At 72.7% G+C, this 19,839-nt stretch carries 17 protein-coding genes; 9 read left to right on the top strand and 8 right to left on the bottom strand.

Annotated elements, in window-relative coordinates:
- Positions 1-15: 15 nt before the first annotated feature.
- From HD595_RS46610 to HD595_RS05120, 5 genes are all read left to right on the top strand, one after another.
- Positions 16-837 (top strand): helix-turn-helix domain-containing protein, encoded by an 822-nt coding sequence (locus HD595_RS46610; protein ID WP_253766085.1) that lies wholly within the window; start codon positions 16-18, stop codon positions 835-837.
- A 46-nt stretch (positions 838-883) separates the two neighbouring features.
- Positions 884-2,293 (top strand): 30S ribosomal protein S12 methylthiotransferase RimO, encoded by a 1,410-nt coding sequence (gene rimO / locus HD595_RS05135; protein ID WP_253766083.1) that lies wholly within the window; start codon positions 884-886, stop codon positions 2,291-2,293.
- Positions 2,290-2,862 (top strand): CDP-diacylglycerol--glycerol-3-phosphate 3-phosphatidyltransferase, encoded by a 573-nt coding sequence (gene pgsA, locus HD595_RS05130; protein ID WP_253766081.1) that lies wholly within the window; start codon positions 2,290-2,292, stop codon positions 2,860-2,862. The genes rimO and pgsA overlap by 4 nt, the downstream gene beginning before the upstream one ends.
- A gap of 2 nt (positions 2,863-2,864) precedes the next feature.
- Entirely contained in the window at positions 2,865-3,356 is a 492-nt protein-coding gene (locus tag HD595_RS05125) for a CinA family protein (protein WP_253766079.1), read from the top strand.
- A 286-nt stretch (positions 3,357-3,642) separates the two neighbouring features.
- On the top strand, positions 3,643-3,999 hold the full coding sequence (locus HD595_RS05120) for a helix-turn-helix domain-containing protein (protein ID WP_175599823.1): 357 nt from the start codon (positions 3,643-3,645) through the stop codon (positions 3,997-3,999).
- Here HD595_RS05120 and HD595_RS05115 read toward each other — a convergent pair.
- A complete protein-coding gene (locus HD595_RS05115) occupies positions 3,996-4,781 on the bottom strand; it encodes a DNA-formamidopyrimidine glycosylase family protein (protein WP_253766077.1) in 786 nt (261 codons plus the stop codon). The genes HD595_RS05120 and HD595_RS05115 overlap by 4 nt on opposite strands.
- Positions 4,782-4,940: 159 nt before the next feature.
- Positions 4,941-5,390 carry an RrF2 family transcriptional regulator gene (locus HD595_RS05110; RefSeq protein WP_253766075.1) on the bottom strand — a complete coding sequence of 150 codons (450 nt, stop codon included), beginning with the start codon at positions 5,388-5,390 and terminating at the stop codon, positions 4,941-4,943.
- 270 nt (positions 5,391-5,660) lie between these two features.
- Here HD595_RS05110 and HD595_RS05105 point away from each other — a divergent pair, with 270 nt between their 5' ends.
- Positions 5,661-6,839, top strand: coding sequence for an ROK family transcriptional regulator (locus tag HD595_RS05105; protein ID WP_253766073.1), 1,179 nt, complete (start codon positions 5,661-5,663; stop codon positions 6,837-6,839).
- A 449-nt stretch (positions 6,840-7,288) separates the two neighbouring features.
- Here HD595_RS05105 and HD595_RS05100 read toward each other — a convergent pair whose 3' ends face one another.
- The 4 genes from HD595_RS05100 to HD595_RS05085 all read right to left on the bottom strand — a co-directional run bounded on the left by HD595_RS05100 (position 7,289) and on the right by HD595_RS05085 (position 12,179).
- Positions 7,289-8,905: a glycoside hydrolase family 3 protein gene (locus HD595_RS05100; protein ID WP_253766071.1), complete on the bottom strand. Its 1,617-nt coding sequence runs from the start codon at positions 8,903-8,905 to the stop codon at positions 7,289-7,291.
- Between the two features lie 87 nt (positions 8,906-8,992).
- The gene (locus HD595_RS05095; protein ID WP_253766069.1) at positions 8,993-9,844 is read right to left on the bottom strand and encodes a carbohydrate ABC transporter permease; all 852 of its coding nucleotides are present in this window, start codon (positions 9,842-9,844) and stop codon (positions 8,993-8,995) included.
- Entirely contained in the window at positions 9,841-10,761 is a 921-nt protein-coding gene (locus HD595_RS05090; RefSeq protein ID WP_253766067.1) for a carbohydrate ABC transporter permease, read from the bottom strand. Before HD595_RS05090 ends, HD595_RS05095 begins: the two co-directional genes overlap by 4 nt.
- 92 nt (positions 10,762-10,853) lie before the next feature.
- Complete coding sequence (locus HD595_RS05085) at positions 10,854-12,179, bottom strand: extracellular solute-binding protein (RefSeq protein WP_253766065.1); 1,326 nt, start codon at positions 12,177-12,179, stop codon at positions 10,854-10,856.
- A gap of 171 nt (positions 12,180-12,350) precedes the next feature.
- Between HD595_RS05085 and HD595_RS05080 the strand changes: the two genes are divergently transcribed.
- Positions 12,351-13,562 (top strand): ROK family transcriptional regulator, encoded by a 1,212-nt coding sequence (locus HD595_RS05080; RefSeq protein ID WP_253766063.1) that lies wholly within the window; start codon positions 12,351-12,353, stop codon positions 13,560-13,562.
- A 12-nt stretch (positions 13,563-13,574) separates the two neighbouring features.
- Positions 13,575-14,231: a M15 family metallopeptidase gene (locus HD595_RS05075; protein ID WP_253766061.1), complete on the top strand. Its 657-nt coding sequence runs from the start codon at positions 13,575-13,577 to the stop codon at positions 14,229-14,231.
- A gap of 12 nt (positions 14,232-14,243) precedes the next feature.
- Here HD595_RS05075 and HD595_RS05070 read toward each other — a convergent pair whose 3' ends face one another.
- A complete protein-coding gene (locus HD595_RS05070) occupies positions 14,244-16,184 on the bottom strand; it encodes a N,N-dimethylformamidase beta subunit family domain-containing protein (RefSeq protein ID WP_253766059.1) in 1,941 nt (646 codons plus the stop codon).
- A 421-nt stretch (positions 16,185-16,605) separates the two neighbouring features.
- Here HD595_RS05070 and HD595_RS05065 point away from each other — a divergent pair, with 421 nt between their 5' ends.
- Positions 16,606-17,691, top strand: a complete 1,086-nt coding sequence (locus HD595_RS05065; protein ID WP_253766057.1) for a carboxylate-amine ligase — start codon at positions 16,606-16,608, stop codon at positions 17,689-17,691.
- Positions 17,692-17,721: 30 nt separating this feature from the next.
- Here the strand turns inward: HD595_RS05065 and recX are convergent, their stop codons facing one another.
- Complete coding sequence (gene recX / locus HD595_RS05060) at positions 17,722-18,261, bottom strand: recombination regulator RecX (RefSeq protein ID WP_253766055.1); 540 nt, start codon at positions 18,259-18,261, stop codon at positions 17,722-17,724.
- Between the last annotated feature and the right edge of the window lie 1,578 nt (positions 18,262-19,839).

Genomic DNA, 19,839 nt, shown 5'->3' with positions numbered 1-19,839 from the left:
TGGGAGGCGTGCGCCGTGGAGGACCAGAGGACACAGGAGCAGGGCGCGCCGGCGCCGGGGGTGGAGACGCGGAGCCTCGGGGCCGTGCTCTCCGCCGCCCGGCGGTCGGCGGGCATGACGGTTGAGCAGCTCAGCGCGCTCACCCGCATACGCGAGGCGATCATCCACGCCTTCGAGCGTGACGAGTTCTCGCAGTGCGGCGGCGACTTCTACGAGCGCGGCCACATCAAGGCGCTGTCCCGGGCGCTCGGCCTCGACCCCGAGGCCATGGTCCACCTCTACGACGAGCTGCACGGCGGCGACCCGCCCGCGGTGCGCATGGCCAGCGTCTTCCGCACCGACCGCCGGCTGCGGGCGGCCGAGCGGCGCTCGCCCAACTGGTCGATGGCCCTGGGCGTGGCGCTGAGCCTCGTTGTCGTCTTCGGCATCGTCCGCGTCATGGGCGGCGCCGGCGGCACGCACGAGGCCGGGGTGGAGCAGATCCCCGCCGTGCCGACCCTGCCCGCCCCGGGGGTGCACCAGCGGGCCAAGCCGGCCCCGCCGCGGGCGGGCGCGAGCGTGAAGCCGACCGTCGCCGCCAACCAGGTCGTGGTCCAGGTCAAGGCCAAGCGGTCGTCCTACGTCAACGTCGCCGACGCCACGGGGCGCAAGCTGTTCGCCGGGATGATGGAGGCGGGCATGACCTCCACCTGGCGGGCCCCCGACCGGGTCGACCTGGAAGTGAGCGACGCCACTGCGGTGTCGGTGCAGGTCAACGGCAAGAAGGTGGGCAAGCTCGGCACGCGCGGGCAGACCGTGCGCCGCTCGTTCGGGCCGCCGGCGCCTCCTGCGAGGTAGCCGGTGCATCGGGTGGTGGCCAACTCCCGATACCGTAGTGTTCACCATGTCATCCCGCCGAACCGCATCGCTGATCACCCTGGGCTGCGCGCGCAACGAGGTCGACTCCGAGGAGCTGGCCGCGCGACTTGAGGCTGCCGGCTGGCAGCTGGGCGACGACGCCCCCGACGTCGTCGTCGTCAACACGTGTGGCTTCATCGACTCGGCGAAGAAGGACTCCATCGACACGCTGCTGGCCGCGGCAGACTCCGGGGCCAAGGTGGTCGCCGCGGGCTGTATGGCCGAGCGCTACGGCAACGAGCTGGCCGAGGCGCTGCCCGAGGCCAGCGCGGTCATCTCCTTCGACGACTACGCCGACATCGGCGGCCGCCTCGACGACGTGATCGCCGGGCGTCCGCTCAAGCCGCACACGCCGCGTGACCGCCGCACCCTGCTGCCCATCTCGCCCGTGGACCGGGCGGCGGCCCCCAAGGCCGCCATCCCGGGCCACGGCGACCTGCCCGAGGGGCTGGCCCCGGCCAGCGGCCCCCGCGTGCTGCGCAAGCGGCTCGACGAGAGCCCGGTGGCCTCGCTCAAGCTCGCCTCCGGCTGCGACCGGCGCTGCACGTTCTGCGCCATCCCGGCCTTCCGCGGCGCCTACGTCTCCCGAGACCCCGAGGAGCTGCTGGCCGAGGCCGACTGGCTCGCCCACCGGGGCGTGCGCGAGCTCGTCCTGGTCAGCGAGAACTCCACCTCCTACGGCAAGGACCTCGGCGACCTGCGGGCGCTGGAGAAGCTGCTGCCGCGCCTGGCCGCCGTCGAGGGCATCGACCGGGTGCGGGTGAGCTACCTGCAGCCGGCCGAGCTGCGGCCGGGGCTGCTGGAGGTCATCGCGGGCACCGAGGGGATCGCCCCGTACTTCGACCTGTCCTTCCAGCACGCCAGCGGCACGGTGCTGCGCCGCATGCGCCGCTTCGGCGACCCGGAGCGCTTTCTCGGGCTGCTGGAGAGCATCCGCGAGCACGCCCCCGAGGCGGGCGTGCGCTCCAACTTCATCGTGGGCTTCCCCGGCGAGACCGAGGAGGAGTTCGGCGAGCTGGTCGGCTTCCTGGAGCGGGCGCGGCTCGACGTCATCGGCGTGTTCGGCTACTCCGACGAGGACGGCACCGAGGCGGCCGGCTTCGACGGCAAGCTCGACCAGGAGGTCGTCGACGAGCGGGTGCGGATCCTGACCGAGCTGGCCGAGGAGCTGACCGCGCAGCGGGCCGAGGAGCGCATCGGCACCGAGGTCGACGTGCTCATCGACGACGACCTCGGTGACGGCGGCTACGAGGGCCGGGCCGCCCACCAGGGGCCGGAGGTCGACGGGTCCGTGACCGTGCAGGGCATCGGCCTGGTCCGGGGGCAGATCGTGCGCGCGGTCGTGGTCGACGCCGAGGGGGTCGACCTGATCGCCCGCATCAAGGCCGGTCCATGACGAGGGACGAGCGCCGCGTGGTCAGCCCGTGGAACATCGCCAACGTCCTCACGGTCCTGCGGTTGGCGCTCGTCCCCTTCTTCGTCGTCTGCCTCTTCGTGCCGGGCGCGGGCTGGCGCCTGGCGGCGCTGGCGGTGTTCGCCGTGGCGTCCATCACCGACCACCTCGACGGGGAGCTGGCCCGCCGGTACGGGCTGATCACCGACTTCGGCAAGATCGCCGATCCGATCGCCGACAAGGCGCTGACCGGCGCGGCGCTGGTGTGCCTGTCGATCCTCGGCGAGCTGCCCTGGTGGATCACGCTGGTGATCCTCGGCCGCGAGCTGGGCATCACGGTGCTGCGCTTGGTGCTGATCCGCCGGGCGATCATCCCGGCCAGCTACGGCGGCAAGGTCAAGACCGTGCTGCAGATCGCGGCCATCGTCCTGTACATCCTGCCCGGAGTGCCCCAGTGGCTGCGCTGGGCGGTCATGGGCGCCGCCCTGGTGGTCACGGTGGCCACCGGTGTCGACTACGTGGTTCGCGCGGTCAAGCTGCGCAAGGTGGCGCGGCAGGCCAGAGGGGAGTGAGCATGGCGCCGGCCGCCGAGGCGATCACGCTGCTCGTGGAGCGGGGTGCCACGCTCGCCGTGGCCGAGTCGCTGACCGGGGGGCTCATCGGGGCGACCATCACCGCGGTGCCGGGGGCGTCGAAGGCGTTCCGGGGCGGGGTGGTCTCGTATGCCACTGACCTCAAGCACGCGCTGCTGGGCGTGCCGGACGACCTGCTGGCGCGGGAGGGGGCGGTTGACCCGGGCGTCGCGGCGGCGATGGCCGCGGGTGTGGCCCGGGTGTGCGCGGCGACGTACGGGCTGGCGGTGACCGGGGTGGCGGGGCCCGATCCGCAGGACGGCAAGCCCGTCGGCACCGTCTACGTCGCCGTCGCCGGGCCCGGCGGAGAAATCTGGGCCCGAGAGTTGAGACTCCAGGGGTCCCGCGAACGTATCAGGGTAAAGACGGTGGACGAGGCGGTTGATCTACTTACAGGTGTGCTTAAGCCGAACAAGGGGGAACATTCCGGGTGATTACCGTGTTACGTCCCGAGCGAACATGACAGGCACGGTCTGACGCGGTGTCGGTCGATACAGGTACGGTGGAGCTGTGAGTGAGGTCCGTGAGCCAACGTCAAGCAACGAGCGCCCGGCAGGCAGGCCGGGTGTCTCGCATGACGGGCCGGGAGCGACGATCCGGGGACGGCAGGGCCCCATGATGACGGCGAGGAGCATGTACCAAGCGAAGAAGAAGGACGGGCGGCACGATCCGATCGCGCGGGGCGTGGTGAAGACCTCCACCCCGGGGAGGGAGCGACAGATGATTTTGCTGCGTCAGCTGCTCGGCGACGTGCTGAGGCGGTTGCGCGTGCGGCAGGGACGCACTCTCCGAGAGGTGTCCACGTTGGCGCGGGTCTCGCTCGGCTACTTGTCCGAGGTCGAGCGTGGTCAGAAAGAGGCGTCGTCCGAGTTGCTGGCCTCGATCTGCGGCGCCCTGGGCATTCCGCTGTCGCAGGTCCTGCGTGAGGTGTCCGACCAGTTCGCCCTGGCCGAGCTGCAGGCTGCCCCCGTTCTCGCCGACGTCCCCGACCACGAGCGCATCCCCTTGAGCGACTCGGTGCCCGGATCGATCTCCGACTCCGTGTTCCCCGAGGTCAAGAACATGGTGGCCGCCTAACGAGGCTGGCAGGCCCCACACCACAGGATCAACCGCTCCTGTGGCCGTGCCCCCATCTCCCCACGGCTGATGCGCGTGCCGCATCGGCGACAGGGCTGCCCCGCCCTGCCGTAGACCCAGGTCTGCGCGCCGGGACGGCGATCGCCCGTCGTCACGGTGCCCGCGTGAGCCTTGTTCGCATCCAGCAGCCGCCGGGCCAGCGTGACCGCCCCCTCCAGGTCCGTCACCTCCCCGACCTTCCGCCACGGCCAGATCCCTCTGAGGAACAACGTCTCGGCGCGGTAGATCGTGCCGATCCCCGCCAGGTTGCGCTGGTCGAGCAGCGCCTCCCCGATCGTCCTGTCCGGTTCCCGCATCAGCCGCCGCACCGCCTCGGCCGCGTCCCAGTCGTCGCCGAGCAGGTCGGGGCCGAGATGCCCGACGACCTGTGACTCGCCGGCGGTCCGCAGCAGGTCGACCATCCCCAGCCTGACGCCGACGGCCTCCCACTCCGCGTTGGCCAGCACGAGCCGTACTCCGTCGCCGCCCGTCCGGGGCGTGGCGCGGCGGGCCGGCGTGATCCGCCAGATCCCGTCCATGCGCAGATGGGTGTGCACGGTCAGGCCGCCCTCGACGCGGGTGAGCAGGTGCTTGCCCCGCGACACGGTCGTCAGCACCGTCCGGCCGCGCAGGTCGGCGGTGGCGTGGCGGGGCACCCGGAAGTCGGACCTGGTCAGCACCCGCCCGTCGAGCGCTCCCCGCAGCCGGGCCGCGGCGCGGTAGACGGCGTCTCCCTCGGGCATGCCTCCAGTCTAGGAAGCCCCGCCCGACGCCCCGCGGGGTGCCGGCAGGGCTCGTCGCTCTGTGGAGCGCGGGAGGGCCGGTCCGAGGCGGGCGGGGTCGGCGGCTCAGTCCGAGACGGCGGGGTCGGCGGCTCAGTCCCAGGCGGCGGGGTCGGCGGCTCAGTCCCAGGCGGCGGGGTCGGCGGCGAGCTGGCGGACGCGCTCGGGCAGCGCGCCGCTCGCGACCTGCTCCAGCGTGACCTCCTCCAGGATGGAGCGCTCGGTGGCCCGCAACGCGATCCAGACCTGCTGGAGCGACTCCGCCGGGCCGCGGTAGCCGACGTGCTCGGGACGCTCGCCGCGGACGTTGGCCAGCGGCCCGTCCACCGCCCTGATCACGTCGGCGAGTGAGATCTGGGCCGCGGGGCGGGCCAGCACGTAGCCGCCCTCGGGGCCGCGCTGGCCGCGCACCAGGCCCGCCCGGCGCATCTGCAGCAGGATGTTCTCGAGGTACTTGGGCGGCATGTCCTGCTCCTTGGCGAGCTCGCCCACGGTGGTCGGGCCGGCACCGGCTGCGGCGAGTTCGGCGGCGGCACGGAGGGCGTAGTCGACACGAGCGGATAGGCGCATGTTGTCGATTATCCCCCCTGGTCAACAGTGATGAGGCGCACGGGCGCCGGAACGGCCGGAAGATCGGCGTCGCGGCAGCGGTCCTGCCTGGGCGGACATTTCCGCGGACCCGTTTTCTCCCGCTCGCCACCCGCCCGCGGGGGCGGCCACGATGGGAGCGTGCCCAGGAGGCGGCCGTCGCGAGGGATCCTCGCATTCACCTGCGCTGATCGGCGGCGGGAGGAGCGCTAAACTTCCAACAACCTTTTCGATTAGACGGTGGGATTCAGCGTGGAGCGACGCCCTGGTGTGCCCAGACTGCTCAGGGAGATCAACGACCGGGCCGCGCTCGAGTTGCTGCTCTCCACGGGTCCGATGACCCGGGGGCAGATCGGCGACCTGACCGGACTGTCCAAGGTCACCGCCTCCCAGACGCTCGCCCGGCTGGAGGAGCGCGGCCTGGTCGAGGTCGTCGGCGCCCAGGCCGGCGGCCGGGGGCCCAACGCGGCGCTCTACTCCGTCATCCCCTCCAGCGCGTACGTGGCCGGCCTGGAGGTCGGGCCGGAACAGGTCTCCGCGGCCGTCGCCGACATCCACGGCCGCACGGTCGCCGAGGTCACCTTCGCCCCCAACGGCCACGACGACCTCGTCCCCGTGGTCCACGGCGCCATCATGAAGGCCTGCCGCAGCGCCAAGGTCGGCGTCGGCAAGCTGCGCGGCGTCGTGATCGGCACGCCCGGCGTGGTCGATCCCCGCACCGGCGACGTCCGCTACGCCTTCGACCTGCCGGGCTGGCACGAGGGCAGCCACGAGGCGCTGGCCGGTGAGCTCAAGCGCGAGGTCACCATCGAGAACGACGTCAACCTCGCCGCCGTCGCCGAGCGCGCCGACGGGGCCGCCGAGGGCCTCGACGACTTCGTGCTGCTGTGGGCCAGCCGCGGGCTCGGCCTGGCCGTCATGCTCGGCGGCAAGCTGCACCGGGGCCGCTCGGGCAGCGCGGGCGAGATCGGCTACCTCGCGGTGCCGGGCGCGCCGCTGCCCGAGGAGATCCGCACCTCGCCGGGGCGGCTGCCCGCGCTGGCGGGCGGCCTGCAGTCGCTGGTCAGTGCCGAGGCGGTGGCCGAGCTCGCCGCCGGCTACGGCTTCGCGGCGGCCGGCGCGCGGGAGTGCGTGGAGGTCGCGCTCGCGGCGGGCGACCGGGGCGAGCCGCTGCTGGACGAGCTGGCCCACCGGCTGGCGCTGGGGGTGGCCGCGGTGTGCGTGATCCTCGACCCGGGGCTGGTCGTGCTGGGCGGCGAGGTGGGGCACGCGGGCGGGCGCGCCCTCACCGCCCGGGTGGAGGAGGCCGTCGCCCGCATCTGCCCCGTACGTCCGCAGGTGACGACCAGCACCCTGGAGGGCAACCCGGTGCTGCGCGGCGCCGTCCTGGCCGCCCTCCAGCAGGCCCACGAGGAGATCTTCGCCTCCTGAACCCGCCTCCTGGGGCATGCACCGACCAGCCGCGCCCCAGAGGGCGTCGGCCCCACTTGACGCACTGCCACCCCGAGACGCACCCCCACCCCGTGAACGACAGCGGCACCTGATGACGCGCCTCCACCTCTGACGCGCCGCCGTTCGTCATGCATCCCTTCCCATGACGCGGCCCTCGTCCCTCTCTGGCGCACCGCCCGTCCGCGCGGTTGGGAGCGCCACGCACGCGGGAAGGCCCGCCGGGGAGGCGGTGTGCCTTCTCGGTGTGCCTTCCCGGCGGGCCTTCCCGGCGGGCCTTCCCGGCGGGCCTTCCCGGCGGGCCTTCCCGGCGGGCCTTCTCGGCGGCGCTTCTCGGTGGGCTTCCCCAGCGGGCCTTCCCCCGTGGGCCTTCGCCTGCGTGTCTTCGCCTGCGGGCCTTCGGCTTCTCGGCTCGGTGGGGCGGGCGGTCGTCAGGCGGTGAGGAGCTCCATGGCCGCCTGGGCGTTGGCGCGAGCCGCACCGTACGTGGCGATGTAGGCCGCGCTGCCCGGCCGCCACACCGGCAGGCCCATCTCCACCACGATCGTGTCGGGCCGCGCGGCCACCAGCGCCGACACCAGCGCCCGGCTGTCGGCGTAACGGTGGGCGTCCTTGACGATCACCACCAGCGACCGGCCGGTGGCGCGCTCCAGCAGGGCGCCCGCGTCCGCGTCGGCGGGCCGTACCCGGAGCACCTCGGCCTGCGGCAGCCACGGCGCGACGCCCCACGGCACGTCCCCGACCGCGATGGTCGGCGGGGTGTCCACCTCCACCACCAGCGGGTCGGTCAGCGGTCCGGCCGAGCCGTCGAGACGGACGGCGCGCCGCGCGGCGTGCAGCCCGATCGAGACGGGGCCCCCGCCGCGCCCGTCCTCCAGCGTCCCGACACCCTGCCCGTCCTGCGACGTGCCGCCGCCCTGCGCGTTCTGCGGCGTGCCGCCGCCCTGGCCGGCCCGCGGCGTCCCGCCGTTCTGTCCTGCCGGCGGCGTCCCGTCGCCGTGCCCGCTCTCCGGCGCGGCGGCGGAGCGGACCGCGCGGGCGGCGCCGGCGCGCGTGCCGAACCAGGTGCGCAGCGCCGTCGTACGGGCCGCGGCCTCCTCCAGACGCTCCACCGGCAGCCGCCCCTCCCGGGCCGCCGCCATGATCGCCTCGATGATGCCGGCCACGTCCTCCGGCCCCGGCTTCGGCCCGAGGCACAGCAGGTCGGCGCCGGCGGCCAGGGACTGGACGGCCCCCTCGGCCAGTCCCACGCCGTCGGTGATGGCCTGCATGTCGAGCGCGTCCGAGATCACCACCCCCCGGTAGCCGAGCTCGCCGCGCAGGAGCCCGGTGAGCGCGGCCGAGGAGAGGGTGGCCGGGCGGTCACCGGTCAGCGCCGGCACCGCGACGTGCGCCGTCATGATCGACTTGGTGCCCGCGGCGACGGCCGCCCGGAACGGCGCCAGCTCCCTGGCCCGCAGCACGTCCAGCGGCACGTCCACGAAGGGCACGTCGAGGTGCGAGTCCACGGTGGTGGCGCCGTGGCCGGGGAAGTGCTTGACGCAGGCGGCCACTCCGACCGCCTGGAGCCCCTCGACGGCCGCGACGGTGTGCCGGGCGACCAGCTCCGGGTCGTCGCCGAACGCCCGGGTGCCGATGACCGGGTTGTCCGCCGCGGTGTTGACGTCGGCGTCCGGCGCCATGTCCAGGTTGACCCCGCAGGCGACCAGCTCCGCGCCGATCGCCCGGTAGACGCGGCGGGTGAGGTCGGGATCGTCCACCGCGCCGAGCGCGGCGTTGCCCGGGTACGGGCTGCCGACGTGGTAGGCGAGCCGGGTGACGTCCCCGCCCTCCTCGTCCAGCGAGACGACGGGGTCGCCGGCGGCCCGCAGGGAGGCGGTCAGCTCGGCCAGCGCGTCCGGCTCGGTGACGTTGAAGCCGAAGAGCGTGACGCCGCCGAGGCCGTTCTCCAGCTCTCTCAGCACCCAGTCGGGCGCGGTCGTGCCCTCGAACGCGGCCAGCAGCGTGCCCGCCGCGAGGCGGCGCAGCCCCCGATCACTGTGACTCATGGTTCCTCGATCCGGACAGGGCGGTCCGCGGCACGGACCGGCGTGTGGAGGGACGCCGGCCGTGCCGGGGACCGCGGCAGGGGAGGGTCAGCCCTTGACGGCCCCGGCCACCAGGCCGGAGACCATGCGGCGCTGCACCAGCAGGAAGAAGGCGATGACGGGCAGCGTCATCAGCGTGGAGGTCGCCATGATGGCGCCCCAGTCGGTGCCGCGCTGCCCGAAGAAGTACTGCAGGGCGACCGGCATCGTGTAGCCGGAGCTCTCCTTCATCAGCACCAGCGCGAAGATCAGGTCGTTCCAGGCAGTGATGAACGAGAAGATGCTCGTGGCCACCAGCCCCGGCGCCACCAGGGGGAAGAGCACCTTCCTGAACGTGGTGAACCGGCTCGCGCCGTCGATCCACGCGGCCTCCTCCAGCGACCTGGGCACCGCCGCGACGAACGTGCGCAGCATCCAGACGCCGAACGGCAGCGTGATGCCCACCTGGATCACGATGAGCCCGAGCAGGTTGTCGTACAGGCCGAGGCGCTTGACGTTCAGGAAGAGCGGGATGACCAGCGCCTCGCACGGGATCATCTGCACGACGAGCAGCGTGACGAGGAACGCGGTGCGCCCCCTGAACCGGAAGCGCGCCACCGCGGTCGCCGCCAGCAGCGCGAACGCCGACCCGACGAGCACGGTGCCGAGCGCCACGATCGCGCTGTTGCGCATGTAGACCCAGATGGGGTTGCCCGCCACGCCCTCGGTCAGGACACGCTCGACGTGCTCGACGGTGAAGTGCGTGGGGAACGGGATGAAGCTCGTGGTGAAGATCTGGTCGTTCGCCTTGAACGAGGTCGAGACCATCCAGTAGACGGGGAAGACGGCGAAGAGGAAGACCAGCACTCCGGCCGTGTTCAGCGCGGCCCGGGTGAGCCGCTTGCGGGCGAGCGGGTTCATGCCAGGTCCTCCTGTTTGACCATCTGCCGGGTGTAGAAGGCGGTCACGACGAGCAGGATGATCGTCAGCACGATCGCGATCGCCGCCCCCGTGCCCATCTTCGGCGGCGCCTTGAACGCCTCGGCGTACGAGTAGAGGGACAGGTTGAACGCCTCGCGGTTGGTGGGCCCGTTGAGCAGCACGTAGAGCTGGCTGAGCACCTTGAAGTCCCAGATGATCGACAGGATGGTCAGCACGGCGAAGACCGGCTTGAGCAGCGGGAAGGTGATCGTCCTGAACGTGCGCCACGGGGTGGAGCCGTCCACCCGGGCCGCCTCGTACAGCTCGGACGGGATGCCCTTGAGCCCGGCCAGCACCGACACCGCGACGAACGGGAAGGACGCCCACACCACGGTCAGCACCAGCACCACGTACACCGACCAGGAGTCGTTCAGCCACGGCTGGCCCGACCAGTCGGCCCGGCCGAACACCAGCGACGACAGCCAGTCGGGCAGCAGGTTCAGCGCCCAGTTGATGACGCCGGCCTCGGCGTCGAACAGCCAGCGCCAGATCGTGCCCTGCGCCACCGGGGGCACCGCCCACGCCGACATGATCCCGATGATCACGAACGTGGACATGCGCTTGCTGAGCCGGTGCAGCAGCACGCCGACCGCGGTCCCGAGCACCAGCGTGAGCGTCACGGTGACGAGCGCGAAGACGACCGTGTTGCGCAGCGCGGACCGGAAGATCTCGTTGTCCAGGATGCGCCGGTAGTTCTCGAGCCCGACCCACTTCGGTTCCGCGACGCCGCGGATGACCCGCAGGCTGATGTCCTGGAACGAGATGATCGCCATCTGCACCATCGGGTACAGCAGCAGTCCCGCGATGACCAGCATGCCGGGGACGAGCAGGACGTAGGGCACCGCCCACGCCGGCATGCCGCCGGCGCGGGGGGGCCTGCGCGAGCCGCGGCGCCGCCCAGGGGCAGAGGTGGCTCCGCCCCGGGCGAGGGTTGACGTGTCCGTCATCGTCACGACTGGTTCAGGATGTCTTCGAGTTCCTTGTTGGCCGCGGCCAGCGCGTCATCCGCGGTGGCCTTGCCCTCGATGACCGAGCGGGCCGCGTTCTGCAGGACGGCCTTGGTCTCGTTGGCCTCGGTCCACTGCGGGTCGGCGGGGAAGGCCTTGGCCTTGGCGAAGGCGGCGGCGAACGGCGCCTGCGCCGGGTCCTTGGCCAGCTCGGCCAGGGTGTCCGGGTAGACCGGGAGCAGGCCGCCGTCCTTGGCGTAGCGGTCGGCCCACTTCTTGCCGGAGGCCAGCTTCACGAACTCGGTCGCGAGCTCCTTGTTCTTGGCGTCGTTCCAGACGGCGATGTCGTTGCCGCCGAAGAACGCCGGGGTCTCGCCGCCGCTCTTGGAGGGCAGCGGGAAGAACGCCATCTGGTCGTCCTTGATCTTGCCCTTGCTCTCCTCCTTGATGGTGGCGATGTCCCACGAGGCCGTGAGGTACATGCCGACCTTGCCGTTGGAGAAGCGGGTGCGGATGTCGGTGGTGTTCTGCGTCAGGCGCGACTTGCCGGACACGCCGGAGGTGACGATCCCCGTGTACGACGCGAAACCGGCCTTGAAGGCGGGGTCGGTGAGCTTGCCCACCCACTTGCCGCCCTCCTTGACCGCGTAATCGCCGCCCTCGGACCAGGCGAGCGCGCCGAGCAGGTGGTTGGCGTCGGAGCCGCCGTTGAAGGCGAACCCGTCGACGTCCTTGCCCTTCTTCTCCTGGATCTTCTTGGCGGCGGCCAGCAGCTCGTCCCAGGTCTTCGGGACCTCGATCTTGAGCTCCTTGAACCAGTCCGTGCGGTACATGACCGCGCGGGTGCCGGCGCCCCACGGCATGGCGTAGACCTCGCCGTCGATGGTCTCCAGGCCGAACAGGTTCTTCGGGATCTGGGCCTGCTCGCCGGAGGTGGTGATCGACGTGACGGGGGCCAGGGCGTCCTGGCTCTGCCACAGCGGCACCTGGTCGTTGCCGATCTCGGTCACGTCGGGGCCCTCACCGCCGGCCGCGGCGGCCGTGAACTTGTCGTTGACCTGCGGCCACGGGATCCACTGGACCTTCGCGTCGGCGCCGGTCTGCGTCTTGAACTCCGCGACGAGGTCGTCCATGTACTTCTGCGACGGCTCGTTGGGGTCGCCGAGACGCCAGACGGTGAGGCTCTGGCCCGCGAACTTGGGACCGGCGGCCGAGGCGGACTGCGCCGGCTGGCTCTTGGACGGCTCGGAGGAGCCGCCGCACGCGGCCAGTCCCAGGGCCAAGGCGGCCGTGGTGACCGTAGCGGCCGTGGTCTTCGCGATCCTCACTAGGGTTCTCCCTTCCCGGCTAAAACGCGTCGGGGGTCTGCGCTCATACGGGTGCCGAGCCCGGGGGTCCCGCACCTGGCTGATCGTCAGTGTCGAATGGTGGTAAACTAACAAGAAACTTTCTTAAAAGAAACCGGCGTTAGCGTTTCGTGACGAGAGGGGAGGGAGCCCGTGACACTCAACCCGGGCGTCCCCAGGCTGCTGCGCCGGCTCAACGACCGCAGCGCGCTCGAACTGCTCATCTCCGAGGGCCCGCTGACCCGCGCCGAGCTGGGCGAGCGGACCGGCCTGTCCAAGGTCACGGCCGGGCAGCTCCTCGCCCGGCTGGAGGAGCGCGGGCTCGTCCACGTCGCCGGCGAACGGGCCGGCGGCCGCGGCCCCAACGCCGCCCTGTACGGCGTCGTGCCCTCCAGCGCCCACGTCGCCGGGCTGGAGGTGCTGCCCGACTCCATCACCGTCGGCGTCGCCGACATCACCGGCCGCGTCGTGGCGGAGATCGTCGTGGACCCCGCCGGGGGAGAGGACCCCGTCGCCGCCGTCCACGACGCCGTCCAGCGGGCCTGCGCCTCTGCCCGCATCACGCTCGGGCAGCTCCGGGCGTTCGTCATCGGCACGCGCGGCGTCGTGGACCCCCGCACGGGCGACATGCGCTTCTCGTACGACCTGCCCGCCTGGCACACGGGCGTGCTCGCCAGTCTGCGCCGCTCGCTCGGGGCGTCCGTGACCATCGAGAACGACGTCAACCTCGTCGCCCTCGCCGAGCACCGCCACGGCGCCGCCGCCGGGCACGACGACTTCGTGGTCATGTGGGCGGGGGTGGGGCAGGGGCTCGGCGTCATGCTGGACGGGCGGCTGCGGCGCGGCACCACCGGAGGGGCGGGGGAGATCGGCTGGCTGCCGGTGCCGGGGGAGCCGTTGCCGGACGACGTGGGGCGGCCGCAGTCGGGGTCGTACCAGCGGCTCGTGGGCCGCAAGGCGCTGACCGCCCTGGCCCGCGCCCATGGGCTCGTGGACGGGGACGAGGCGGGCGACCCCGAACACCCCGTCGCTGCGGCCTCGCGCGCGGGGTCGGTCGCCGGGCTGGTGGAGGCCGCGGTCGCCGCCGGCAACACCGGCTTCCTCGACGCGGTCGCCGCCCGGCTGGCCGTGGCCGTCGCCGCCGTCAGCGTCGTCCTCGACCCCGGGCTCATCGTGCTCGCCGGCGACGTGGGCAAGGCGGGCGGCGCGGAGCTCGCCGCGCGCGTCGAGACCGCCGCGGCCAGGATCAGCCCCAGCCGGTCCACGGTCGCGGCCACGGGAGTGACCGGCAACCCCGTCCTGCGCGGGGCTCTGGTGGCCGCGTTGGAGCAAGCCCGGGAACAGGTCTTCTCCGACACTGTGTGAGAATTGCTGCACATGTGGCACCCAACTGGCGACATCGTGCTGATCTCCGATCCGCGTGTCGCCGCGATTCCCCTCGAAGACGCCGGCGAGCCGCTGGTCGACGTCCGCGGCCGGCTGCGGGTGGACGAGCGGATGGCCGATCCGGAGGGCGCGTACGCCCACCTGAGGCAGGGCGTCGTCGACCGGCTCGAACGCGCCGAGCGCACCCTGCCCGACGGGTACCACCTGCTGATCGTCGAGGGGCACCGGACGATCGCCGCGCAGCGGCAGATCTTCGACGGCTACCGCGCCGAGCTGGCCGGACGCTTCCCCGGCCTGACGCCGGACGAGCTGCGCTCGGCCACCAGCCGCTACGTCTCACCCGTCGAGGTGGCCCCGCACACGGCCGGCGCCGCCGTGGACCTCACCCTGTGCGATCCCGACGGGGCCGAGTACGACATGGGCACGGCGATCAACGACACGCCGGAGCAGAGCGGCGGGCTGTGCTACACGGCGGCCCCGGACCTGCCGGAGGCGGCGCGCCGGCACCGCAAGATCCTGGCCGGGGCGCTGGAGCCGGTGGGGCTGGTCAACTACGCGACCGAGTGGTGGCACTGGTCGTACGGGGACCGCTACTGGGCCTTCACCACCGGGGCCTCGCACGCCCTCTACGGCCCGACGTCCCTCTGAGGCCCTTCTCCGTCATCGCCGGATGAGAGGGCTGCGGCGGACGGTGTGGCGGCTCAGCGCGGTCTCGCGGTCGGCCGCCACCAGCGCGCCCGCGTGCGCCGTGAAGACCGCCGCAACGAGTCTCACGTCGTACTCCTCCCATGCGCCGCCGGGCAGTGCGGTGAGCACCCGCCCGTCGGCGAGGCCCGCGAACAGCCGCCCGCTCATGGCCGCCAGCCCGCTCACCCGGATGTCTCCTGAGACGGCCCCGGGCGGCCGGATCGCATCCGCCGGCTCCCACCCCTGGGAGGCGAACGGCCGCCGCCACAGCTCCCCGTCCTCCGTCGCCGCGTAGAACGTGCAGTCGGCGATCGCGAGCCCCGTCGCCCCCGAGGGCGCCGCCCCGAGATCCGCCCAGGCGTCCGCGCCGTCCCATCGGATGAGCCGCCCGGTGTCGGTCAGCCCGTACAGCCCCACGGAGAACCTTGCTGCGGCCTCCCTCGGCACGGCCAGCGCGACGACGCCCCCGGCGACCTTGCCGGATTCGGGGCCTCCGGCGGCCTCTTCGGCCTCGGCCGTCCTGACGGCGGCGCCGGCGGTCCCGGCGGGCTCCCAGGGCAGGTTCTGCCCGCACAGCTCCCGCCGCAGCAGGCCCCCCGCCCCGTCCGCCGCGTACAGCGTCCGATCGCGCACCGCCAGCGCCCGGACGTCCGTCCCGGCGGGCCCGATGACCTCCCACGCGGGTGCGGGCGCCGCGCCGCTGAAGCGGTCGAGCACGTTGCGGGTGACGCGCTCCACGACCGGGTCGTGCAGGGTGTTGCCCCAGTTGACGGTGGCCGCGTTGAACACGGTGCCCAGGCCGCTGGTGAAGATCCCCATGGTGGCCGTCCCGCCCTGGCCGTAGGCGCTCCAGTGCCGCAGGTCCGCCGTGGCCAGCACGACGAACGACGCCGGCGTCCCGTCGCGGCACGTGGCCCGGGGCACGCCGCCGATCTCCTCGACCTCGGCCGCGTCCGTCTCGTAGCCCAGGCAGCCCTGCCCGAACGGGTCACCGTCCTTCAGCCCCGTCCCCTCGAACACCCAGTGGCCGGCGAAGCGCGCCGTGTAGGACTCGTCCAGCATGCGCCGCATGTCCGGCCCCCACGTGCCCGCCCCGGCGCGGAAGCTGACGCCGGTGAGCGCGTTCTCGGGCCGGCCGGCGGACGACCACTCGACGGTCGCCAGCCGGGGGTCGTCCACGGGGTCGCACAGCGCGTCGCGGTGGCACACCATGGTCCGCCCGCCGTCCTCCAGCCGGATCCGCCACCACGCGGTGTTGCCGGAGAAGACGGCCAGGTTCCCGCCGCGCCGCACGAACTCCTCGACCGCGTCGCGCATCCCGTCCGACCAGTACTCGTCGTGGCCGTTCACGACGAGGACGCGGCGCCGCGCCAGCAGCTCCGGTCCGCCTCCGAGATCGAGGTCGAGGTCGAGGTTCGAGCAGTACGCGACGTCGTAGCCGGCCGGTCGCAGCCACCGGATCAGGCCGAACTCCCAGCGCTCCGGACAGGGGCCGCCGCCCGGCCGGTCGAAGCTCACGCGGCCCGCGCGCACCGGCGACTCGGTCCAGTAGAGGCCCTGCCCCGGCAGACCCGCCCTGTTGTACGCCTGCCACGTGGTGAACGGCACGCTGACCAGGATCGGCGCGGCGGGCACCGCCTCGCGGACCACGAAGAAGACCTCGTTGTCCGGGCAGGGCGCCGCGCCCGGCAGCCCTTGCGGCCAGGGCACCTCGGGCCCGAACCGCGCCCGGTAGAGCGAGCTGGGCCAGTCGGCGCCGATCTCCAGCTCCCAGCCGGGCGTCGCGACACCGGTGAACACCACCCGGTCGCTCGCCACGTCGGCCACCTCGACCGGCGCGATCCCGGAGACGACGAAAGGCAGCGTGTCGCCCTGCGCGCACGAAGTGGCCCGGGCGTAGGCCCACACGGTCATGCGACGGATGTCGTCTCGGTCGGGGGGTTCTCCATGCGGTTCGAAGCTCCCTCGGGCAGGAGGACGGGGACGCCAGGCCACGCTTACTGGAAAGATTCTTAACAGTTGCGTCTGCTCGGCAGTTTTCCACGACCCTCGGGCCCGCACAAGAGTAAGCGGTTTCCCGCTACGGGATCACCACGTGGACGGCCCACGACGCGCACGTCACGGCGGCAAGCCGGGGAACCGGAGGAGCGTTCCCCTGGACGGGGGCCGGCCCCGTGCGGTGGGTGGGCCCTCCCGTGCCGGCCGTAAAGGAAGGAAGAAGGACCGTGGAAACGGCGGCGAAGATCGGTGAAGCGGTTCGCCCGGGCGCACCAACGGGCACAAACCACAAAAGAACGGTACGGAGGTGGTTCGCTGAGCGCGCTGTGAGGTGGTCGTGGCTTTGCTGATCGGGATCGAGGAAGAGTATCTCGTCGTCGACCCGCGCACCCGTCAGGTCGTCCCCCGGGCGGCCGAGGTCCTGGCCAGAGCCTCGGGGGCGCTCGACGTCGACCAGGAGATCACCCGCTTCCAGGTGGAGGCCCGCACGGCGCCGACGTCCGATCTGGACGCGCTGGCCACCGACCTGCGCCTGACGCGCAAGGACGTGGCCGGGGCGGCGCGGTCGTGCGGCCTGTCCGTGATGGCCAGCGGCTGCCCCGTCCTCGGCGACGTCGCCCGGCCCCCGCTCGGCGACGACGCCCGCTACGAGCACGGCCGCGAGCTCTACCGCGCCCTCCAGGACGAGATCAGCATCTGCGCCCTCCACGTCCACGTGGACGTGCCGGACGACGAGCACGCCGTCTACGTGGCCAACCATCTTCGTCCCTGGCTGCCCACGCTGATCGCGCTGGCCGCCAACTCGCCGTTCTTCGCGGGCCGCGACACGGGATACGCCTCCTGGCGGGTGATCAGCTGGGGCCGCTGGCCCGTCTCGGGCGCCCCGCCGTACTTCCCCTCGTACGCCGCCTACGAGCAGACCCTGGAAGCGCTGACGGAGTCGGGGGCGCTGATGGACCGGCGCACGGTGTTCTGGGACGTGCGCCCGTCGCCTCGCCTCCCGACCGTCGAGGTGCGCGTCACGGACGTGCCGCTGGACGTGGGCGACAGCGCCACCCTCGCCGGCCTGGTGCGCGCCCTCGTCGTGACGGCCCTGCGCGACGTGGCCGGCGGCGACCGGGGACTGCCCGTGCCGCCGGAGGTGCTGCGGGCCGCCTACTGGCGCGCCGCGCGCGACGGGCTCGCCGGCGACAGCCTCGACCTGCGTACGGGCGCCCTCGTCCCCGCCCCCGTACTGGCCTGCCGCCTCCTGAACCATGTACGGGCCGCGCTGGCCGAGTCGGGCGACCTGGAACTCGTCCAGGACGGCCTGGCCCGGCTGCTCCGAAGAGGCTCGGGCGCCACCCGCCAGCTCCGCACTCACGCGACCACCGGCGACCTCACCAGAGTGGTGGACGACCTGATCCGAGCGACGACCGCCTGACGCGCGAAGTTTCGTGAAGAGCTCGCCCCCTCAGGGATAGTCCTCCTCCACCTCCAAGCCCTCCTCCGCCAGCGCCTCCTTGATGACGCGGAAGGCGAGCCCGGAGGGGTAGCCCTTCCGGGCCAGCATGCCGGCGAGGCGGCGGGTGCGCGTCTGGGGGTCGAGGTTGCGGGTGGAGGCGAGCTTGCGGTCCACGAGGCGGCGGGCCGTCTCGGCCTCCTGGTCGGGGTCGAGCCGTTCCACGGCCTCGTTCACCGTCTCGGAGTCGACGCCGCGGTGGCGCAGTTCGGCGGCCAGGGCGCGCTTGGCGAGGCCGCGACCGTGGTGACGCGAGTCGACCCAGGCTTCCGCGAACGCCTCGTCGTTGATCAGCCCCAGCTCGGAGAACCGGTCGAGCACCGCCCGCGCCGCTTCGTCGGGTACGTCACGCTTGCGCAGTGCCTCGGCGAGCTGGGCGCGCGTCTTGGGCGCCATCGTGAGCAACCGCAGGCAGATGGCTCGTGCCACCGCCTCGGGGTCGGCCTGGGGCGCCGCCGCCGCGGACGAGCCTTCGTCGGGCCCGTCCGGCAACCATCCCCGGCCCGCTCCGGTGGACCGCCTTCCGCGCCCTCCACGGCCGTCCCGGGAGCGCCCCTTTCCGTATCGGCGCCCTCGCCCCTTAGTCAGGGGTTCGGATGCGTTGTCGTCCTCGCTGTCACCGGCCCACCCAAGTGAGGGCGACTCGGTGCTTGCCGCGGCCTCGCCGCGGTCTGGCTCGGACCGCGCGAACCACGGCGCCCAGTCGGCGGAGGACCCTTGGGGATCGCCGGAACTGCCGGAGGCCCCTTCCGGGCTGAGGGGTTCCGCGGAGGTTCCTTGCGGGCTGAGGGGTTCTGCGGAGGTTCCTTGCGGGCTGCCGGAGTCGGCGGCGAGATTTCGCGGGGCGGACTCCTGCGGGTCGCTGGTGCTGGCGGAGGCTTCCGGGGTGCCGGAGTCGGTGAAGGGCTCGTGCGAGCGGCCGGAGTCGGTGGAGACGTCTTCCAGGCTGCGCGAGTCCGCGATCGTCCCTTCCGGAATGCCGTCCTCGGTGGAAGACCCTTCCAGGCTGCCAGTCGAGTGCTCGGCACCCGAGACAAACGCGCTGCCGGCGGTGGGCTCTCCAGCGGCGAGGGGCCCTTCGCCCACGGTGGGCTCTCGGCTGGTGGTGCGCTCTTGCCGGGCGGCGGCCAGTCGGCTGCTGGCGGATTCCGTACCGGCGGCGGCTTCCTGGGCTGTGATTGGCTCGCCGCCCGGGATGGGCCCCTCGCTGGTGACGGCCTCGCCGCTCGCGGTGGCCCCGGCGGCTGTGGTGGACTCCTGGGTGATGACGGACTCCCGGCCTTCCGTGGGTCCTCCGCTTCGGGTGGACTCTTGGCTGGTGGTGCGCTCGCCGGTCGAGGGGGAGTTCTCGTTCGCAGGGTGGTCGCTGACTGCGGTCACCTCAGGGGCGGAAGAGCGGTGGGTGTCGAGGGGCGGTTCCGCCTCAACGGGTGGCTTGGCTTCTTGGGAACCCCCGGCCGCAGAGGATGGCTCCTCGTCTCCCGGCGGCTCGGCCTGCAGAGAGGGCTGAGTGTCCTGCGACTTCGGTCCCCATGAAGAGGTTGCCGACGATGGTGCGCTTGCCCAGAAGGGGTGAGTGTCCTGTGCGCCCGGCTCCCACGAGAAGCCTGACGGCTCACTTCCCCGAGGGCTTTGAGGGTCCTGCGAATCCGCGTGGTCGGCTGCCGGCGACGGCGTGTTTCCCCAGAAGGGGTGAGTGTCTGAAAGCCCTGAAGGGGCGGCTGGCTGCGATGGCGTGCTCTCCCAGAAAGGGTGCGCCTTCTGCGGGGCCGGCTCCCATGAAAAGCCCGAAGGCGCACTCGCCCGCGATGGCTCGTTTCCAGCGGCGGCATGGGAGTCCCGCGGGTCTGGATTCCACGCAGGCTGCACAGGCGCAGGCGCCCACGACGGCTCGGTCCCCGGCTTCGACTCCGACTCCGACGCCGAAAGGTCAAGTGCCCGCGGTGGCTCCGCTGCCCAGGAGGGCAGAGCGGCCTGTGATTCCGGATCCCACGCAGGCTCCGAGCCGGCGCTCGCCCATGACGGGGCGATGGTCGGGGATGGTTGGGCATCCCAGGAGGGAGCGGGGGA

The sequence above is a fragment of the Nonomuraea roseoviolacea subsp. carminata genome, assembly GCF_024172185.1.
Taxonomy (GTDB): domain Bacteria; phylum Actinomycetota; class Actinomycetes; order Streptosporangiales; family Streptosporangiaceae; genus Nonomuraea; species Nonomuraea roseoviolacea.
This window is presented reverse-complemented; position numbering and strand designations above follow the sequence as displayed.

Bases quoted from the DNA above. Each gene is read 5' to 3' on its own strand.
- HD595_RS05110 (WP_253766075.1), bottom strand. From the start codon at position 5,390: ATGCGCCTATCCGCTCGTGTCGACTACGCCCTCCGTGCCGCCGCCGAA.
- HD595_RS05070 (WP_253766059.1), bottom strand. From the start codon at position 16,184: ATGACCGTGTGGGCCTACGCCCGGGCCACTTCGTGCGCGCAGGGCGAC.
- HD595_RS05090 (WP_253766067.1), bottom strand. From the start codon at position 10,761: ATGCCGGCGTGGGCGGTGCCCTACGTCCTGCTCGTCCCCGGCATGCTG.
- HD595_RS05115 (WP_253766077.1), bottom strand. From the start codon at position 4,781: ATGCCCGAGGGAGACGCCGTCTACCGCGCCGCGGCCCGGCTGCGGGGA.
- HD595_RS05100 (WP_253766071.1), bottom strand. From the start codon at position 8,905: ATGAGTCACAGTGATCGGGGGCTGCGCCGCCTCGCGGCGGGCACGCTG.
- HD595_RS05075 (WP_253766061.1), top strand. From the start codon at position 13,575: ATGTGGCACCCAACTGGCGACATCGTGCTGATCTCCGATCCGCGTGTC.
- HD595_RS05120 (WP_175599823.1), top strand. From the start codon at position 3,643: ATGATTTTGCTGCGTCAGCTGCTCGGCGACGTGCTGAGGCGGTTGCGC.
- HD595_RS05095 (WP_253766069.1), bottom strand. From the start codon at position 9,844: ATGAACCCGCTCGCCCGCAAGCGGCTCACCCGGGCCGCGCTGAACACG.
- HD595_RS05125 (WP_253766079.1), top strand. From the start codon at position 2,865: ATGGCGCCGGCCGCCGAGGCGATCACGCTGCTCGTGGAGCGGGGTGCC.
- pgsA (WP_253766081.1), top strand. From the start codon at position 2,290: ATGACGAGGGACGAGCGCCGCGTGGTCAGCCCGTGGAACATCGCCAAC.
- rimO (WP_253766083.1), top strand. From the start codon at position 884: ATGTCATCCCGCCGAACCGCATCGCTGATCACCCTGGGCTGCGCGCGC.